Raw genomic sequence first — 17,681 nt, forward strand, 5'->3', positions numbered from 1 at the left:
TTTTTGCTTAGAAGTAATTCAGAGACTATTCTTTTATTTCTTCAAAATCTACGTATTCCCCAACCTGTTTAGTGGGTTTTGAAAAATCTTTAGGTTGTTTTTCAGGTTCTTGGTTATAAGCGGTTTGACCCGTATTATAAGTGTTTTGTTGATACTGACGGTTAAAGTTATTTTGTGCTTTTTCCACCACCTTTCGCATTAAAATGGGCATGAGTAATTTTGCAACAATCTTAATGAAATAGTACACGCCAATAATCCAAATAATATTTTTGACTAATCCAACTAATGAGGCTTCTTGCATGAGTTACAAATTTTTTCAAAAATACCCCAATTTAAGTAAGTCTTCCAAATGTTTTTATAAACCTTCTGAAATTATTAACAATTTTGTCATTTGTTTAATGTCTAACTTGTTAGTTCTAAAATAAAGGCTTGGTTTTAATTAGAAAAAGGGCTAAAAAAAGGTTGTAAAAAAGCATATATTACTAAAAGCCCATAGGTTTTTAAATCAAGATAGCGTTTATAGAGTTCTTTATCTGATATGTTTTTGAATGTATCATCTTCGAAAATGGTGGTAAATTGTACTAACTTCCCCTTATTGTAACCAAAGGGGACTTCATTGTTTTTAAAAATTTCAGGTTCTTTGCTAAATTTATACCAGTATCCATTTGCATTGATCCCAAAAATGACAAAAGTGGCACATCCAAAAAGAATAGGAATATAATTTCGGATTCCTATTGGTGTAATTACAATCAGTAAAAAACCCAATAAGCCATTGAATACAAAATAAAAATAAGCAGTTTTTAAACTTTTAAATATAATTATAATTTATGGGTTCGCGTCCAACAATCTTCCACATGATCGTTTACCATTCCCGTTGCCTGCATATGTGCATAAACCACGGTAGAACCTACAAACTTAAACCCTCTTTTTTTTAAGTCTTTGCTTAATACATCTGATATTTCCGTTGTTGCGGGTACATCTTTTAGGTCTGTAGGTTGGTTATCTATAGGTTTGCCTCCCACAAAACCCCAAATATATTTTGAAAAACACCCGAATTCTTCTTGTATTTTGATAAATGCTTGTGCATTAGTCACGGCAGCTTTTATTTTGAGTTTATTTCTGATGATACCCGCATCTTGCATAAGACTTTCAAGTTTGGCATCTGAAAATTGTGATACTTTATTTACATCGAAATTTTCAAATGCTTTTCTAAAATTTTCTCTTTTAGATAAAATGGTATACCAGCTTAAACCTGCTTGAAAGGTTTCTAAAATTAAAAATTCGAATATTGTAGGGTCGTCATATACCGGTTTACCCCATTCATTATCATGGTAGTTACGGTATAAATCATCTTTTTCACACCAGTCACAGCGCTTTTTTTCCATCTTATGTGATTTTTGTTACAGAGTTGTAATATATTTCCCTATAAATTTACGCAAACAAGAATTTATTTCCTAAAGACTATGCTTTTTGATTTGATTTTTGTAATTTAATAGCTATTAAGTAGTTGTAAATCAATAAAAAAAAAACTAATTAACTTTTATGAAAACAGAAATTGCTCAAGGTTTACTAAATAGTTACTCTTATTTAGAGTATCGAAAAGTTGTTGCTGATTTATTAGCACAAAGTAAATCTTCTGGTGATGACCAATCCGAAGATCATTTGTATTACAGTCAATTAAATCAAACGCGTATGAACCGTTTGGATAAAACGTTGCAAGTGCCTGAAGAAATTACAAATAAATTAAAGAATTTAGAAAAAGAATACATTTGGTTGGTTTTGGCTGAAGGATGGTGTGGCGATGTAGCCCAAATCGCACCCATTCTATTTAAAATGAGCTCCGTTACCGATAAAATTGATTTGCGAATGGTGTTTAGAGATGCCAATGATCCCTTGATGAGTTGTTTTTTAACCAATGGTAGTCGTTCAATACCCAAAGTGATTATTCTAGACAAAGGACATAATGAGCTTAAAGGAATTTGGGGACCTAGACCAGAAGGTGCAACGAATCTTATTAAAAGTTATAAAGCACAATACGGTGTGGTAGACCAAACGGCTAAAACAGAATTGCAATTGTGGTATTTGCACGATAAAGGACACAGTACGATGGATGAATTAGCTACCATCATGGTGCATATTGAAGAATTAATACACCAAAAAATATAACCGACCACTATAATGAATAGAGCCGATTGTGAAATTTCGCAATCGGCTTTTATTTTTTGTCTAAATCAGCTCTTCTAATATATCGTATTGTTAAAATAGTTGAGAATTCAGAGCTATTAATTTGAAGTCAACGTTAATAGAGTTTTTTTATTCTCTATTCGGGATCAAAGCAGCAAAAGCTTCGGGTGTTAAACCATTTTCTACTGAAAAATCACCACTTTTAGTACGTCTCAATGCTGTAAGATGCGCCCCAGATTGTAAGGCTAGTCCAAAATCATAAGCTAATGAGCGAATATACGTTCCTTTACTACAACTTACCCTAAAATCAATTTCAGGTAATGCAATACGGGTAATTTCAAATTGGTAAATGGTGGTTTTTCTAGCTTCTATTTCAACTTCTTCACCCGCGCGCGCATGTTCATACAAACGTTTTCCATCTTTTTTAAGGGCAGAAAATACGGGTGGCTTTTGTTCAATTTCACCTAGGAATTGCTCCACCGTTTTATGTATCAAATCTTCGGTTATATGCTCGGTAGGGAAAGTTGCGTCTATTTCAGTTTCCAAGTCATACGAAGGGGTAGTTGCTCCTACATGAATGGTACCAGTATATTCTTTGGTTTGTCCCATCAGCTCTGGAATCCTTTTGGTATATTTTCCAGTACAAACAATTAAAAGCCCTGTTGCTAATGGGTCTAAAGTACCTGCATGACCAATTTTGAATTTTTTAGGCAAATCCAAACGGTTTTTAAGTACGTACTTTAATTTGTTAACGGCTTGAAAAGAACTCCAAGTTAACGGCTTGTCAATGACTAAAATCTGACCGTTTAATATATCTTCTTTTGTATACAAAGCTATTTATTTAATAACTGAAAAATAAATCAATAATAAGGTTCCAGCAATAATTCGGTACCAACCCCAAGGTTTAAACCCGTATTGCTTGATGATGCCTATGAAAAATTTGATTGCCAATACCGCTACGATAAAAGCCACAACATTACCTACTAAAAACATGGTAATAGTATCTTGAGATTGTAGGATTAATTCATAGCCTTTCATTTGGGTATGCTCGTATGTTTTCAAGAAAACCGAATAACAGGTAACCGCCATCATGGTAGGAACTGCTAAAAAGAATGAAAATTCAGCAGCGGTATGACGCGTTAGTCCTTGTTGCATCCCTCCAATGATAGAAGCCGCACTACGACTTGTCCCTGGCATCATGGCTAAACATTGCCAAAAACCTATAGTCACTGCTTTTTTGATGCTAATATCTTCTTCTTTTGTGATGGTGCTATTTTTGAAAAAATTATCGATAAATAGTAAAACTATCCCCCCAACAATTAAAACTATTGCAATAGGTACAGGTTTTTCTAAAACCGCTTCTATTTTATCATCAAAAAGTTTCCCTAAAACAAGAGCAGGCATAACTGCACAAGCTAATTTGATATAAAAGTTAATTTTAGTGAAATCGAAAAACTTTTTCCAATACAAAAAAACCACGGCGAGTATCGCTCCAAACTGTATAGAAACTTGAAATAATTTTACAAAATCATCTTCTTGGATGCCGAAAAAAGAACTTGTAAAAATCATGTGCGCCGTTGAAGAAACAGGTAAATATTCTGTTAAACCTTCTACAATGGCAATGAGTATTGCTTTGAGTAAATCCATTTTTTGAGTAATTAGTGAAGAGTGATTAGTAATTAGTCAATACACTATTCACTAATTACTAATCACTTTTTACTTATTCTTTTTAAATATTGAATAAATTGTAATTCCGAAACCCATCAGGACTACCGTAGGTGCTAATCGAATTCTTCTGAAGCTGAAAATTTCAGGGTTAAAAACATTAGGATTATCGCTACCACCCCCTGCCATCAAGATGAATCCCAAGGCAATAACCGCGATACCAATTAATAAAAATTTATAATTTACTTTCTCAAAAAGAAATTCTTGTTTATTATTTTCCATAAAATAAATTTTAGACTTTAGATTTTAGATGCCGGAGATTAAGGATTTATCCCTTGAAATCAATAATCTAAAATTAATATAAATCGTCAGTTCTTAAGTTCAAGAAACGTTGGGTAGCAAAGTGAGTGCTTAACCAAGTGATTAAAACTCCTATTCCAAAAACACCAATCAAAATCAAGAAAATTGAAAACATATCATTAAACACACCCAATGTTGGCCAAATACTATCCACATAGAATAAAACAGCTAACAAGGACACTATGGCTAAACCAGCACCAATCATACCTAATTTTACGCTTCTCCAGATAAATGGTTTTCTAATAAAAGCCTTTGTAGCTCCCACCATTTGCATGGTTTTAATGATAAAACGGTTAGCATATATTGATAAACGCAATGAACTGTTGATTAATAATACCGCAATAACAGTTAAGAATCCACTGATAATTAACACCCACATACTGGCTTTTTTAACGTTCTCATTCACCATTTTTACTAATTGTTTATCATAGAAAATATCAGCTACTAATGGATTTTCACGTAATTGTCTTTCTACTTTAGCCACAGAATCGTTTTCTACATAATCTGCGCGTAAATGAATATCAAATGAATTTTTCAACGGATTCAAACCTAAAAATTCGGTAAAATTTTCACCTAGGGTTTTTTCATGTTCTTTTGCCGCTTGTTCTTTAGAAACAAACACATAGTTTTTTGCAAATTTTGCAGTTTTAAGCATATCGCCATATTTCGTAAGTGTGGTATCCTTAGCGTCATCTTTAAAGAAAACGGTCATGGTAATACCTTCTTTAAAATCATCCGATAGTTTTTTCGCATTTACTATGAATAAGGCTAAAAGACCTAACATAAATAGAACTAATCCTACACTTACAACAACTGAAAGGTAAGATGTAATTAATCGACGTTTTTGAAATTTATCAAATGATGAACTCATACTACAAAATTATTTGGGGTAAAAATAACAAAGAATTTTTTTATTTACTCTTAATTAACGTGCAAAGTTTCATGTTTCTTATAATATAACGTAAATTTATAAGATGTTTTTGTTTTCATTGTTTATTACGATACTATTCAAACTGCTCAAACATGGAATATCGAATTGAAAAAGATACATTAGGTATAGTAAATGTTCCAGCAGACAAGTATTGGGGCGCACAAACGGAGCGCTCTAGAAATAATTTTAAAATAGGCAGAAGCGCTTCTATGCCTATTGAGATTATTGAAGGCTTTGCTTATTTAAAAAAAGCAGCCGCTCACGCAAATTTTGATTTGGGTGTATTAACAGCAGAGAAAAAAAATGCAATTTGTGAGGTATGCGATGAAATTTTAGCCGGAGACTTGAATGAGCATTTCCCTTTAGTGATTTGGCAAACAGGCTCAGGTACACAAACCAATATGAATGTGAATGAAGTTATTGCTAATAGAGCACAAGTACTTGCTGGATTAAAAATAGGCGAAACTCCGCAATTACTCCATTCTAACGATGATGTGAACAAATCACAATCATCTAATGATACATTCCCTACAAGTATGCATATTGCAGCTTATAAACGAATTATGGAAACTACGATTCCAAGTATAGAAAAGTTACGAAATTCACTTCAAAATAAATCCATTGCATTTGCTTCAATTGTGAAAATAGGAAGAACACATTTAATGGATGCAACCCCATTGACATTAGGACAGGAGTTTTCAGGCTATGTAGCTCAGTTGGATTATGGATTGAAAAGTTTACGAAACACACTTCCTCATTTGTCTCATCTTGCAATGGGGGGTACAGCTGTGGGTACAGGGCTCAATGCCCCCAAAAGGTTTGATGTAAAAGTAGCGAAATATATATCAAAATTTACAGGATACACTTTTCAAACCGCACCCAACAAATTTGAAGCCTTAGCAGCTCATGATGCCATCGTTGAAACTCATGGAGCCTTAAAACAATTAGCCGTATCATTACATAAAATAGCCAATGACTTGCGACTACTAGCTTCAGGACCACGTTCAGGCATTAGTGAAATTTTACTTCCTGAAAATGAACCGGGGTCTTCTATTATGCCTGGAAAAGTGAATCCTACACAATGTGAGGCGCTTACTATGGTTTGCGCTCAGGTTATGGGCAATGATGTAGCCCTAACTATTGGTGGTATGCAAGGACAATTAGAACTGAATGTATATAAACCACTGATGGCTGTAAATATACTAGAATCCGCTCTTTTGTTAGGAAATGCATGTACTTCGTTTGATACACATTGTGTTCAAGGCATCAGTCCTAATTACGCACGTATTCAACAACTTTTGAATAATTCACTCATGTTAGTAACTGCATTGAACGCAAAAATTGGTTACTACAAATCAGCTGAAATAGCACAAGCGGCACATAAGAATGGTACCACACTAAAAGAAGAGGCAATACGATTAGGTTATATAACTGCAACAGAATTTGACGATTGGGTTAAACCAGAAGATATGATTTAAACCTATGTTTTCGACTTAAATACGCTACAAAGTTTCGAGTTTCTTATAATATAATGTAAATTTGTTGCTGTTTTTAAAAAGATTTATGTTACGAAGGTTTTTAAGCATTTTTTTTATTGGTATTGCTACAGTAAATTATGCTCAATCAGTAGATTCTTTACAGATCATAAAAGCTGACACGCTCAAGGAAAAATTCAATAGTTCTTTAAAGATTCAAAAGGTTTCTATTGATGCTAATACCGTTCGTATTTATGAACGCCCTCGTATTTTGGATATGGTTACTCATATTCCAAAAGATTTTATAGCAACGGCCAAGGACTTTGTAGCGCAAGATCACGCATGGTATTTGGGTGGGGCTATAGCTAGTACTGCTGCTTTAATTCCTATTGATCAATCGCTGACGGATAATTCCAGAAAATTTGCAGATCAACTAGGAATGGGGCCTGATAATACCTATGGCAAATTTGGCCCTTTACAAAATATACCTAAAGATTTTGGTTCGGGACTGTATCTAGTAGGCAATGGTACCACAGTTATTTTATTAAGTACTGGATTTGTCACTTATGGTTTGTTAGCTAATAACTACAGAGCACAAGCTACCGCCAGTGGGTTAATTGAAAGTATGGCGGTTTCGGGGGTATATGTACAGTTCTTAAAAAGAGTTACAGGACGTGAAAGTCCATTTATTGCCCGAGAAAATGGACATCCAGGAGGCGATTGGAACCCTTTTCCAAGTTTTGCTGCTTATGCTAAAAGTACACCTCATTATGATGCTATGCCTTCGGGACACTTAACCACTATTATGTCTGGATTAACAGTTATTGCTACTAATTATCCAGAATATAAATGGATAAAACCTGTAGGGTATACGCTTATTGCGGGGATGTGTTTTCAAATGATGCAAAGTGAAGTACATTGGGCTTCAGATTATCCCTTAGCGTTGTTAGTTGGTTATTTTTCTGGAAAAAACATAGCAAGAAATCGCTTTAAAGAAGTAAAAACCAATGCTGCTTCGTTTAGAGAAAAGAAATATGATTTGCATATAACAGGTTCTCAAATTAGAGATTATAAATTGTTAGGCTTGAATTTAACTTTCTAGAAATGAAAAATTTTTTTTTGATTCAAATCATCTGCCTCGGACTATTTTGTCATTTAAGTAGAGGCCAACAACAAGATAGTATAAGTGTTGCACGTTCAAGCGATAAATTAACGCTTAAAAAAATGATAATTCCTACTACTTGTATAGCAGCTGGTTTGGTATTACGTAATCCTGCTTGGCGTGCAGATCTGTTACAATTAAAAGACAATACTTTTGGAGCCGATTTTCATACACGTATAGACGATTATTTGCAGTTTGTTCCTATCAGTGAAACCTTACTTGGAAATAGTTTAGGTTTTCAATCGAAACATGGGTATGCTCAAATGGTTACGAATGAACTTGTTTCTAACTTAATGATTGGCGGAATAGTCTATGGACTTAAAAATACAATTAAAGACGTTCGTCCTGATGGTTCTGCAGCTAATTCTTTTCCTTCTGGTCATACCGCAACAGCTTTTAACAATGCGATGATACATTATTTAGAGTATAAAGATAGTAACAAATGGTTCGCTTCTTCTGGTTTTGTTTTTGCCGTTGCCACGGGTGTATTGCGTGTGGCAAATACGCGTCATTGGCCTGGAGATGTTGCTGCGGGTGCTGGTATCGGAATGGCCACGGCTTTGGTCGTACACTATTGGAGTCCATTGCAATGGGATGCAAAAAAACAACATAAAAGAATTTCCTCTATAACTTATCCTATTATTAATGACAAAATCTACGGAATAGGATGGGTAGGAAAATTCAAATAAGTTACTTCTTTTAAACCGTTTTAGAAGAAGCCATATTCAATTAAATAAGAGATAATAATAAATATTGATAGCAAATTAGCATGAAGTATTTTCACAACGAAATCGAAGCCAAATGGCAACAATATTGGGCAACAAACAAAACGTTTGCTGCTCAGAACACCTCAGATAAACCAAAATATTATGTGTTAGACATGTTTCCTTATCCATCTGGAGCAGGATTGCATGTGGGGCATCCTCTAGGATACATTGCCTCTGATATTGTAGCACGATACAAACGTCACCAAGGGTTTAATGTTTTGCACCCTCAAGGGTACGATTCGTTTGGCTTACCAGCGGAACAATATGCCATTCAAACAGGACAACATCCTGAAAATACTACTCGTGAAAATATTACGCGTTATCGAGAGCAGTTAGACAAAATTGGTTTCTCCTTCGATTGGGATAGAGAGGTACGCACGTCAAATCCTGATTATTATAAGCATACCCAATGGATTTTTATCCAATTGTTCAATTCTTGGTATAATATTTCAAGTGATAAAGCAGAAGCTATTAGTACGTTGATTGCCTTTTTTGAAAAAGAAGGAAATGCCAATGTAAATGCGGTATGTGATGACAATATTGCACCTTTTACTGCTGCAGAGTGGAACGCTTTTTCATCAGAAGAGCAACAGAAAATACTTTTACAGTATAGACTAACTTATTTAGCCGAAACCGAAGTAAACTGGTGTCCTGCTTTAGGTACTGTTTTGGCAAATGACGAAATCGTAAATGGTGTTTCGGAACGTGGTGGACATCCAGTGATTCGTAAAAAAATGACCCAATGGTCGATGCGAATTTCTGCTTATGCGGAGCGTTTGTTACAAGGTTTAGACACTATCGATTGGACGGAATCGTTGAAAGAATCGCAACGTAACTGGATTGGGAAAAGTGTAGGAGCTACTGTTAAGTTTTCAGTTTTCAGTTCTCAGTCGTCAGTGGATGAAGCGATAACTGATAACCGACAACAAAATTATATTGAAGTATTCACCACTCGCCCTGATACTATTTTTGGGGTAAGTTTTATGACATTGGCGCCAGAACACGAATTGGTATTGCAAATAACTACGCCAGAACAAAAGGATGCGGTAGTGGCTTATATCGAAGCGACTGCTAAACGTTCGGAAAGAGAGCGTATGGCGGATGTAAAAACTATTTCAGGGGTATTTACAGGAGCGTATGCGGAACATCCTTTTACAAAAGAGCCTATCCCAGTTTGGATTGGTGATTATGTATTGGCAGGGTATGGAACAGGAGCAGTAATGGCGGTGCCTTGTGGAGACGACCGTGATTATGCTTTTGCTAAACATTTTGATATTCCTATCAAAAACATATTCAATCACGATATTTCAGAACAACCTTTTACAGAAAAAACGGGATTCGAATTGGTAGAATCTGATTTTTTAAATGGATTAGAGTATAAAGAAGCTACTACTAAAGTCATTACTGAATTAGAGGCTATAGGTGTAGGTGCTAAAAAAGTAAACTACCGTTTACGTGATGCGGTTTTCTCGCGTCAACGTTATTGGGGTGAACCCTTCCCTGTGTATTACGTAAATGGTTTGCCACAAATGATTGATGCGAAACATTTGCCAATTGTTTTACCAGAAGTTGAAAAATATTTGCCAACAGAAGATGGGCAACCGCCTTTAGGAAATGCAACAGTTTGGGCTTGGGATAGTGTTCAGTGTTCAGTGGTTAGTAATCAGTTAATAGATAACGTGAAAGTTTTCCCGTTAGAGTTAAACACCATGCCAGGTTGGGCAGGGTCGTCTTGGTACTGGATGCGATATATGGATGCGTCTAATGAAAACGAATTTGCAAGCGAAGAGGCTTTAAAATATTGGGAAAATGTAGACTTATACATAGGCGGTAGCGAACACGCAACAGGACACTTACTGTACTCTCGTTTTTGGAATAAATTCCTAAAAGACAGAGGTTTTGCCCCTACTGAAGAACCATTCAAAAAATTGATTAACCAAGGGATGATTTTGGGGATGAGTGCTTTTGTGTATAGAAGTGAAGATTCCAAAACTCTATATTCAAAAGGATTAATAAAAGATAAAAAGGTTCATCCGATTCATGTGGACTTATCTTGTATTAATGACATCACCAACGAATTAGATATTGAAAAATTCAAAGCGCATCCTTTATATGCGGATTATAAAGACGCAACATATGTTTTAGAAAATGGTGAGGTATACGCACCAGTCTCTTCCCCTTCGGGGAAGTCGGATGGGGCTTATATCGTAGGTCGCGAAGTCGAAAAAATGTCGAAATCGAAATACAACGTAGTAAATCCAGATGACATTTGTAATGAATACGGAGCGGATACCTTACGTTTATACGAAATGTTCTTAGGGCCATTAGAGCAAGCGAAACCTTGGAATACGGCGGGTATTACGGGAGTGTATGGTTTCTTGAAAAAATTATGGCGTTTGTATTTTGATGATAATGGTGCTGTAATTACCAACGATGAACCTACGGCAGAGATGTACAAATCGTTGCATAAAACCATCAAAAAAGTAACGGAAGATATCGAGAATTTTTCTTTCAATACATCGGTATCGCAGTTTATGATTTGTGTGAATGAATTAGCACAACAAAAATGCCATCACCGTGCGATACTTGAGCCTTTGGCTGTTTTAGTTTCTCCGTATGCGCCACACATTGCTGAGGAGTTATGGCTAGGATTGAAAGATTTAAAAATTGAAGAATTGAAAGATTACAAAGGTATTTCTCAACAACCTTTCCCTAAATTCGAAGAAAAATATTTAGTAGAAAGCAGTAAAGAATATCCTGTTTCCTTCAATGGGAAAATGCGTTTCAAAATCGAATTGCCTTTGGATTTAACCGCAGCGCAAATCGAAGAAATCATCATGAAAGATGAGCGTACCCAAGCACAATTACAAGGACGTACACCTAAAAATGTAATTATTGTACCAGGAAAAATTATTAACTTGGTGGGATAATTTTTATACGATTTAATATTTTAAAAGAGCTTTCCATTTGGGAGGCTCTTTTTTTATGGTTGTATAATTGTAACTTTTTCAAGAATATGGAGTATAATAGTAAACATTTAATGTCATTTTGACATCCCAAAAAAATGGTTCAAAATTTGTAAATTTATATACAACTAAAAATTAAAAAATATGTTCGGTTATTATATTTTATTAGGAGGGATTGCCTTGGTAAGTATGTTGGTAAGCCAACGTTTGCAAAGCAAATTTGATTTTTATTCGAGAGTACAATTGCGCAATGGCATGAGTGGAGCGGAAATAGCCCAAAAAATGTTGGACGACCATGGCATTCGTGATGTGCGTGTGATTTCAACCCCTGGACGTTTGACAGACCATTACAATCCTGTAGATAAAACCGTCAATTTATCAGAAGCGGTTTATAATCAGCGTAATGCCGCAGCGGCAGCCGTAGCAGCACACGAGGTAGGTCATGCGGTACAACATGCACAAGCTTATCAGTGGTTGACCATGCGTTCGAAACTAGTGCCTATGGTAAATGTTTCTTCAAGTTTGTCGCAATGGTTGATTATGGGAGGATTAATTTTAGGAATTGCAGCAAAAGGGCTTTCTTTGGGGTATATCGTAGCAATTATAGGTTTGGCATTAATGGCTGTGGCAACGGTGTTTTCATTAATCACACTACCTGTAGAATACGATGCTAGTAATCGTGCTTTGGCATGGTTTAAAAACAAAAATATGTTAGGACAACAAGAATATGCAGGGGCGGAAGATGCTTTAAAATGGGCTGCGAGAACCTATTTAGTGGCGGCAATTGGAGCGGTAGCTTCTATGTTGTATTGGGCAATGCAAGTTTTTGGTAGGAGAGGTAATGATGAAGAATAGTAGCAGGATTAAACTAGAAACCGAACGCTTTATTTTACGAGAAGTTTTGCTAACGGACGTAGATGCTTTTTTTGAATTAGATAGTAATCCTGAGGTTCAAAAATATGTTGGGAACACTCGCGTTGTAACCAAAAGCGAAATTATAAATCGGATTGAAAATTTGCAAAAGCAATACGCCGCAAACGGTATTGCGCGCTGGGCTGTGATAGAAAAGGAATCAGATGCTTTTGTGGGATGGGCAGGTTTCAAATGGATTACCGAGCCTATCAACAATCAGCTGCATTTTCATGAATTAGGATATCGGTTTTTAGAAACACATTGGGGTAAAGGGATAGCGACAGAAACCTCTCGTTCCTTGATAGCTTATGCTTTTGCTAATTTGACTACAGACAGTCTTTATGCTATTTGTGATTGTGAGAATTTGAATTCTAGAAAAGTACTGGAAAAAGTTGGTTTTCAATGGAAGGAAGTTTTCATCCATGATGGTATTCCTCATCATTGGTTTTATATACACAACAATTAGATCTCAGTATAAACACTATTTTCTTATCGATTTGTTTTTGTTGCACCTCCCATTTCAATAATAATTTGTGTATTTTTGGTTGAATGAAATAGAAACAGCTACTTTGCGTTTTTATTTTATGATCCCCATTAATCAAAATAGTATGAACTTTATTAAAACAATGTTCAGTATCGGTTCTTGCTTGCTGTTTAGTCAAATGCATGGACAATTTACGGACGAAATTAATACGAATCGACCTGGTAATTCTGCTGGGGCATTCTCGGTAGGAAAAAAGGTGTTCCAACTCGAATCTGGTTTTTATTTGAGTCATGAAAACCACAAGCTAATAGGTTATGATGCTAATGGTTTTGGTATAGATTTGACAGCTAGATATGGTTTATGGAAGGAACAATTTGAAGTTAATTTGGATCTCCAATATCAAAGGGATACTTATGTAACAGAATTTTTTTCAAAGCAAAGAAATGGACTGCGTCAAACAACTTTGGGTGCTAAATATTTAGTTTATGATCCCTTTAAAAAAGCTGATGAGAAACCAAATATTTACAGCTGGCGTGCAAATCATAAATTTAGATGGAAACGATTGATTCCTGCTGTTTCTGCTTACGCGGGTCTAAATTATACTATGAATAACGAATACAGTATTGATGGTGAATCTACTTTTTCTCCAAAAATTGTTGTGATTGCACAGCAACACATAGTACCAGGCTTGGTTATTGTTACGAATTTAGTAGCAGATAAAATTGCATCTAAAACATTTAATTACGGCTATGTAGTAACCGCTACTTATGGCTTGAATGATAAATGGTCTGCTTTTGTTGAGAACAGAGGGATTAAAGGCGATTACTATTCAGATGGTATTTTTACCGCTGGAGCCACTTATTTGTTAAAGAATAACTTACAACTAGATGCTTCAATCAGTAAAAATATTAAAAATACTCCTGATTTATTATATGGTGGTTTGGGGGTTTCTTGGCGTTTAGACAAAAAACATGAAGATAAGCCAATAAAAGAAGGAAAAGAAACCAAAGAGCAAAAGAAAGCTAGAAATGCCAAATCTAAATCAGGTGTGCTATCGGAAGAAGAATTGCAAAAGGCTGCCGATAAAGCTGAAAAGAAACGACTTAAGAACCAAAAAAATAATCCTGTTGAAGAAGTGAAGCCTGTTGAAGAGAAGAAAAAACGTGTAGATGATCTTGATTCAGGAAATTAATGAGTATGATTACAATTGTTGAAGTAAATTCAAAAAAATTATTAAAGGAGTTTGTTAAATTTCCTTTCAAATTATATAAAGATAATCCGTATTGGGTGCCTTCATTGATTAGCGATGATCTTGAAACTTTTGACAAAACTAAAAATCCAGTCTTTGAAAATGCAGAGGCTTATTTTTATTTGGCTTACAAGAACAATGAAATTGTAGGTAGAATCGTAGCCATTATTAATTGGGCTGAGGTTGAACAATTAGGGAAAAGAAAAACCCGTTTCGGTTGGTTTGATGTTATTGACGATATTGAGGTTACACGTGCTTTGTTAGATAAAGTTGTACAACTTGGGAAGCGCAATGCTATGGATCATATAGAAGGCCCTATGGGTTTTTCTAATTTAGATAAAGTAGGTTGCTTGACTGAAGGTTTTGAAGAAGTATCCACAGCGATTGGATGGTACAATTGGCCATATTATACTACCCATTTCGAATCCTTAGGTTTAAAAGTTGAGAAAAAATATATTGAAAGTGAATTCCCTTTTGAAAATATACCTCATGCGCCTATTGCCAAAGCAGCACAATTGATTAAAGCTAGATATGAATTAACGCCTATTAATTTTACATCTACTAAAGCCATAGTGCCTTATGTAGATGCTATGTTTGCCTTGTTTAATGATACTTACGCGAAATTGCAGTCATTTGTAGCCGTTAGTCCTAATCAAATTGAATATTTTAAGAAAAAATACATTCCATTTATTAATCCTGAGTATATTAAGTTTGTTGAAGATAAGGATAAAAATATTATCGCCTTTGCTATAGTTATGCCTAATTACGCTAAAGCACAACAACAAATAAAAGGTAAGTTATTCCCATTTGGATTTTTGAAAATGCTGGATGCAAAAAAGAACAATAAAGAGGCTGTTTTTTATTTGATTGGCATTGCCCCTGAATATCAAAGTAAAGGAGTCACAGCGGTTGTTTTTGATGAATATTATAAGGTTTTTGAAAAGAAAGGGATTACGAAGTGTATCCGTACTCCTGAATTAGAAGAAAATCATGCGATTCATAATCTTTGGAAAAATTTTAGTCCAATTATACATAAAAAGAGATGTACATTTAGTAAAGCAATTTAGAGTGTAATAAAAAAACCGTGTAAAGATTGTCTTTACACGGTTCAAACCAAACTAATTAAAATATTTAGTGAATATATAGAGATTCTTTTTGAATTGTGATAAAATTCAAGCTACCATCGAGCATACCAGGTACGATGATTCTGTTTTTGAATACAGTAAAATCAGCGGGGCCACTAATAGGTTCCGATAATTCAACCGTTTTTACTTTTTTATCAATCAATGACATTGAGGCTATAATCCCTTTCTTTTCAAATGCCATCCAATTTGAAAAATAAACTACACCATCATAAACATATAGACCATCATAATAGCCTTCAATAGGTGTTATAGCGGAGAATTTGTTATCAGCTAAAGAAATATATCCCATGACTCCATTAGCCTCACTATTAGCGCCAAATCCATTAACCCAAATTCTATTGTTTTCTTTATCAGCAAAAAGACCATTTGCACCTTTTATTTCAACATCAGTCGCGATTGGTTCAAATTTATTTTCCGATAAATCAACCTTGTAGATTTTACTTTTATCAGTTGCAGTAACATAAAGCGTAGTATCATTCCAAACAATAATATCGTTTAGAAAAGTCGTTTCGCCAGCAAAATCTACTTCATATAATTTGCTGCCTGTTTTTACTTCAAAAGCAATTATCTTGTCAATATCGGCTACAAATAATACTCCGTTAGCAATAGTTAGCCCTTTTGGAGCATTCAGCTTTTCTTTGATATAGTTAGCATCGACTATTTTACCATCTCTATCTAACTTTAAAATTTTGCCATCTCCATCTTTATCAGTAGGTTTCATGGCAACACCAATGTCTGATATGTATAGAAACTCATCATCATGAGTAACACTTTCGATATGGTTAAAGCCAATAACTTTTTTAAAATTTTGCGCATTTGCGGATAAAACTCCCGAAATCACGGCTAGTGCAAGGTAGATTTTTTTCATTTTTTCCATTACTTTAATTTTTTGAATATTTTAATTGGGGCTATTTTTAATTATTTTTTTCTTATTTCTTCAAGTCGTTCTTCAAATGACAATTCTTTCTCAAGCGGTTTAACTATTTGACCAAAAAAGGTCATTAATTCTTCTGAATGTACAGCGCTTCTGTTGGTTTTTAAGTCATAATGCACCAGTTTGGTCCATAAAACCGTTTTAAGAATTTCTTTTTTGTTATCCCACATTTTCGCTTCTATCATTAATGCTTTTTCTGAAACTTGAAAAAGTTGGGTTTCAATAATCACCTCTTCCATTAAAAAAGCAGGAAACAAATAAGCAATTTGATTTTGAGCGACCACCCAGCTCAAGCCTGTTTCTTTGGCCATTTGGTACACATCAAAATCATAATGCATCGCTAATTGATCTTCACGGGCATTAATCATATAATCCAAATACCTTGAATTGTTCAGATGATTAAAGGGATCACAATCAGGAAATCTTATTTTAACTTTACTTTCTAATACTTTTTTCATAATAAATTTACGAAATTTCACTCAAAATCAAATACTTAATGATTTAATATATTTTTCTAGGTAATCCATTGAATAATTTAGCGAAATGGTTTTTCCGGTCACTTTTGCTTGAATAATTCCACCTTGAATGATGGATATAAAAACCGAGACAAATTCGTTAATATTTATATCCTTTTTTAATTCTCCATTTTCTATGCCATTTTTCAAATGATTCTCCAATGTGCTTTTCCAAAAAGTGTATGCTTCTTCTACTTTTGCACGTAGCATCGGATGCGTATCATCGGCTTCTGTAGAAGTGTTAGTGACTGGACATCCTGCTGCTAAAGTTGGATTACTTAAGAAATTTCTATATATCTCTGGATAGACTAAAAGTTTGTTCACCACTAAGGGTTTGTCTTCCATAGTGCGACGTACTAAAGTCACTATTTTTTGAAAATTGTATTCAAAAGCAGCAATTGCTACTTCATCTTTATTTTCAAAATTGCCGTATATACTTCCCTTTGTCAATCCTGTTGCCTTGATTAAATCACTAATAGAAGTTCCAGCATACCCTTTTGCATTAAAGATGGGTGCTGTTTTTTCTATAATAAACTGTTTTGTTTTTTCAGCTTTAGTCATGGCAACTTTCTGATTTAGTTGCAAATATATAAAATTTTATACCAACTGGTATATTTTTGCGTGTTTTTTATACCAATTGGTATATTTTTTTGATAAAAAAAGAGCAAAAGAAATTTTGCCCTTTCTGATTACTCTTCGTAACGTTCCATTTCGCGGTCATAAAACTCACCCGCCAAAGTGATTAAATGCTCCATTTCTCTTTCAATTTCTGATTCATCTTCATCATCTAATTCTTCAATAAACTCCACAGAATCATCTTTTAAGTTAATAAGAAAACGAGGATATTCTAAGTGGATAATGAAAATATCATCTGGATAATCAGAATTATCGGCTAAAACAAATTTTGGTAAGCTCATATTTTTGAATTAAAA

General features: G+C 34.6%; 20 protein-coding genes. 9 read left to right on the forward strand and 11 right to left on the reverse strand.

The window, feature by feature from the left end:
- Positions 1 to 25: 25 nt before the first annotated feature.
- From ACQY29_RS04140 to ACQY29_RS04150, 3 genes are all read right to left on the reverse strand, one after another.
- Positions 26 to 301: a DUF4834 family protein gene (locus tag ACQY29_RS04140; protein ID WP_428223982.1), complete on the reverse strand. Its 276-nt coding sequence runs from the start codon at positions 299 to 301 to the stop codon at positions 26 to 28.
- Between the two features lie 134 nt (positions 302 to 435).
- The gene (locus tag ACQY29_RS04145; RefSeq protein ID WP_428223983.1) at positions 436 to 765 is read right to left on the reverse strand and encodes a hypothetical protein; all 330 of its coding nucleotides are present in this window, start codon (positions 763 to 765) and stop codon (positions 436 to 438) included.
- Between the two features lie 53 nt (positions 766 to 818).
- Positions 819 to 1,385 carry a DNA-3-methyladenine glycosylase I gene (locus tag ACQY29_RS04150; RefSeq protein ID WP_428223984.1) on the reverse strand — a complete coding sequence of 189 codons (567 nt, stop codon included), beginning with the start codon at positions 1,383 to 1,385 and terminating at the stop codon, positions 819 to 821.
- A 157-nt stretch (positions 1,386 to 1,542) separates the two neighbouring features.
- Here ACQY29_RS04150 and ACQY29_RS04155 point away from each other — a divergent pair, with 157 nt between their 5' ends.
- Positions 1,543 to 2,166, forward strand: coding sequence for a thioredoxin family protein (locus tag ACQY29_RS04155; protein ID WP_428223985.1), 624 nt, complete (start codon positions 1,543 to 1,545; stop codon positions 2,164 to 2,166).
- Positions 2,167 to 2,313: 147 nt separating this feature from the next.
- Here ACQY29_RS04155 and truB read toward each other — a convergent pair whose 3' ends face one another.
- The 4 genes from truB to ACQY29_RS04175 form a co-directional block, all read right to left on the reverse strand.
- Positions 2,314 to 3,015, reverse strand: coding sequence for a tRNA pseudouridine(55) synthase TruB (truB, locus tag ACQY29_RS04160; protein WP_428223986.1), 702 nt, complete (start codon positions 3,013 to 3,015; stop codon positions 2,314 to 2,316).
- 6 nt (positions 3,016 to 3,021) lie between these two features.
- Positions 3,022 to 3,831, reverse strand: a complete 810-nt coding sequence (locus ACQY29_RS04165) for an undecaprenyl-diphosphate phosphatase (protein WP_428223987.1) — start codon at positions 3,829 to 3,831, stop codon at positions 3,022 to 3,024.
- Between the two features lie 69 nt (positions 3,832 to 3,900).
- A complete protein-coding gene (locus tag ACQY29_RS04170) occupies positions 3,901 to 4,131 on the reverse strand; it encodes a DUF3098 domain-containing protein (RefSeq protein WP_428223988.1) in 231 nt (76 codons plus the stop codon).
- Positions 4,132 to 4,204: 73 nt separating this feature from the next.
- Positions 4,205 to 5,080, reverse strand: a complete 876-nt coding sequence (locus ACQY29_RS04175) for a cell division protein FtsX (RefSeq protein ID WP_428223989.1) — start codon at positions 5,078 to 5,080, stop codon at positions 4,205 to 4,207.
- A gap of 152 nt (positions 5,081 to 5,232) precedes the next feature.
- On the opposite strand from ACQY29_RS04175, the gene fumC reads away from it, so the two are divergent.
- The 8 genes from fumC (at position 5,233) to ACQY29_RS04215 (ending at position 15,222) form a co-directional block, all read left to right on the forward strand.
- Positions 5,233 to 6,618, forward strand: a complete 1,386-nt coding sequence (gene fumC, locus ACQY29_RS04180) for a class II fumarate hydratase (RefSeq protein ID WP_428223990.1) — start codon at positions 5,233 to 5,235, stop codon at positions 6,616 to 6,618.
- Positions 6,619 to 6,703: 85 nt separating this feature from the next.
- Entirely contained in the window at positions 6,704 to 7,717 is a 1,014-nt protein-coding gene (locus ACQY29_RS04185; RefSeq protein ID WP_428223991.1) for a phosphatase PAP2 family protein, read from the forward strand.
- Positions 7,718 to 7,719: 2 nt separating this feature from the next.
- Positions 7,720 to 8,466 (forward strand): phosphatase PAP2 family protein, encoded by a 747-nt coding sequence (locus ACQY29_RS04190; protein ID WP_428223992.1) that lies wholly within the window; start codon positions 7,720 to 7,722, stop codon positions 8,464 to 8,466.
- An 80-nt stretch (positions 8,467 to 8,546) separates the two neighbouring features.
- Positions 8,547 to 11,474 (forward strand): leucine--tRNA ligase, encoded by a 2,928-nt coding sequence (locus ACQY29_RS04195; protein ID WP_428223993.1) that lies wholly within the window; start codon positions 8,547 to 8,549, stop codon positions 11,472 to 11,474.
- Positions 11,475 to 11,654: 180 nt separating this feature from the next.
- Complete coding sequence (locus ACQY29_RS04200) at positions 11,655 to 12,365, forward strand: zinc metallopeptidase (protein WP_428223994.1); 711 nt, start codon at positions 11,655 to 11,657, stop codon at positions 12,363 to 12,365.
- Positions 12,352 to 12,888, forward strand: coding sequence for a GNAT family N-acetyltransferase (locus tag ACQY29_RS04205; protein ID WP_428223995.1), 537 nt, complete (start codon positions 12,352 to 12,354; stop codon positions 12,886 to 12,888). Before ACQY29_RS04200 ends, ACQY29_RS04205 begins: the two co-directional genes overlap by 14 nt.
- A 142-nt stretch (positions 12,889 to 13,030) precedes the next feature.
- Positions 13,031 to 14,098, forward strand: a complete 1,068-nt coding sequence (locus tag ACQY29_RS04210; RefSeq protein ID WP_428223996.1) for a transporter — start codon at positions 13,031 to 13,033, stop codon at positions 14,096 to 14,098.
- A gap of 5 nt (positions 14,099 to 14,103) precedes the next feature.
- Positions 14,104 to 15,222, forward strand: a complete 1,119-nt coding sequence (locus ACQY29_RS04215) for a GTP cyclohydrolase (RefSeq protein WP_428223997.1) — start codon at positions 14,104 to 14,106, stop codon at positions 15,220 to 15,222.
- A gap of 64 nt (positions 15,223 to 15,286) precedes the next feature.
- On the opposite strand, the gene ACQY29_RS04220 is transcribed toward ACQY29_RS04215, so the two are convergent.
- The 4 genes from ACQY29_RS04220 to ACQY29_RS04235 form a co-directional block, all read right to left on the reverse strand.
- On the reverse strand, positions 15,287 to 16,177 hold the full coding sequence (locus ACQY29_RS04220) for a hypothetical protein (protein ID WP_428223998.1): 891 nt from the start codon (positions 16,175 to 16,177) through the stop codon (positions 15,287 to 15,289).
- 41 nt (positions 16,178 to 16,218) lie between these two features.
- A complete protein-coding gene (locus ACQY29_RS04225) occupies positions 16,219 to 16,692 on the reverse strand; it encodes an acyl-CoA thioesterase (protein WP_428223999.1) in 474 nt (157 codons plus the stop codon).
- Between the two features lie 27 nt (positions 16,693 to 16,719).
- The gene (locus ACQY29_RS04230; protein WP_428224000.1) at positions 16,720 to 17,334 is read right to left on the reverse strand and encodes a TetR/AcrR family transcriptional regulator; all 615 of its coding nucleotides are present in this window, start codon (positions 17,332 to 17,334) and stop codon (positions 16,720 to 16,722) included.
- Positions 17,335 to 17,438: 104 nt separating this feature from the next.
- On the reverse strand, positions 17,439 to 17,666 hold the full coding sequence (locus tag ACQY29_RS04235; RefSeq protein WP_428224001.1) for a hypothetical protein: 228 nt from the start codon (positions 17,664 to 17,666) through the stop codon (positions 17,439 to 17,441).
- Between the last annotated feature and the right edge of the window lie 15 nt (positions 17,667 to 17,681).

The organism is Flavobacterium sp. (genome assembly GCF_965262375.1).
GTDB lineage: Bacteria > Bacteroidota > Bacteroidia > Flavobacteriales > Flavobacteriaceae > Flavobacterium.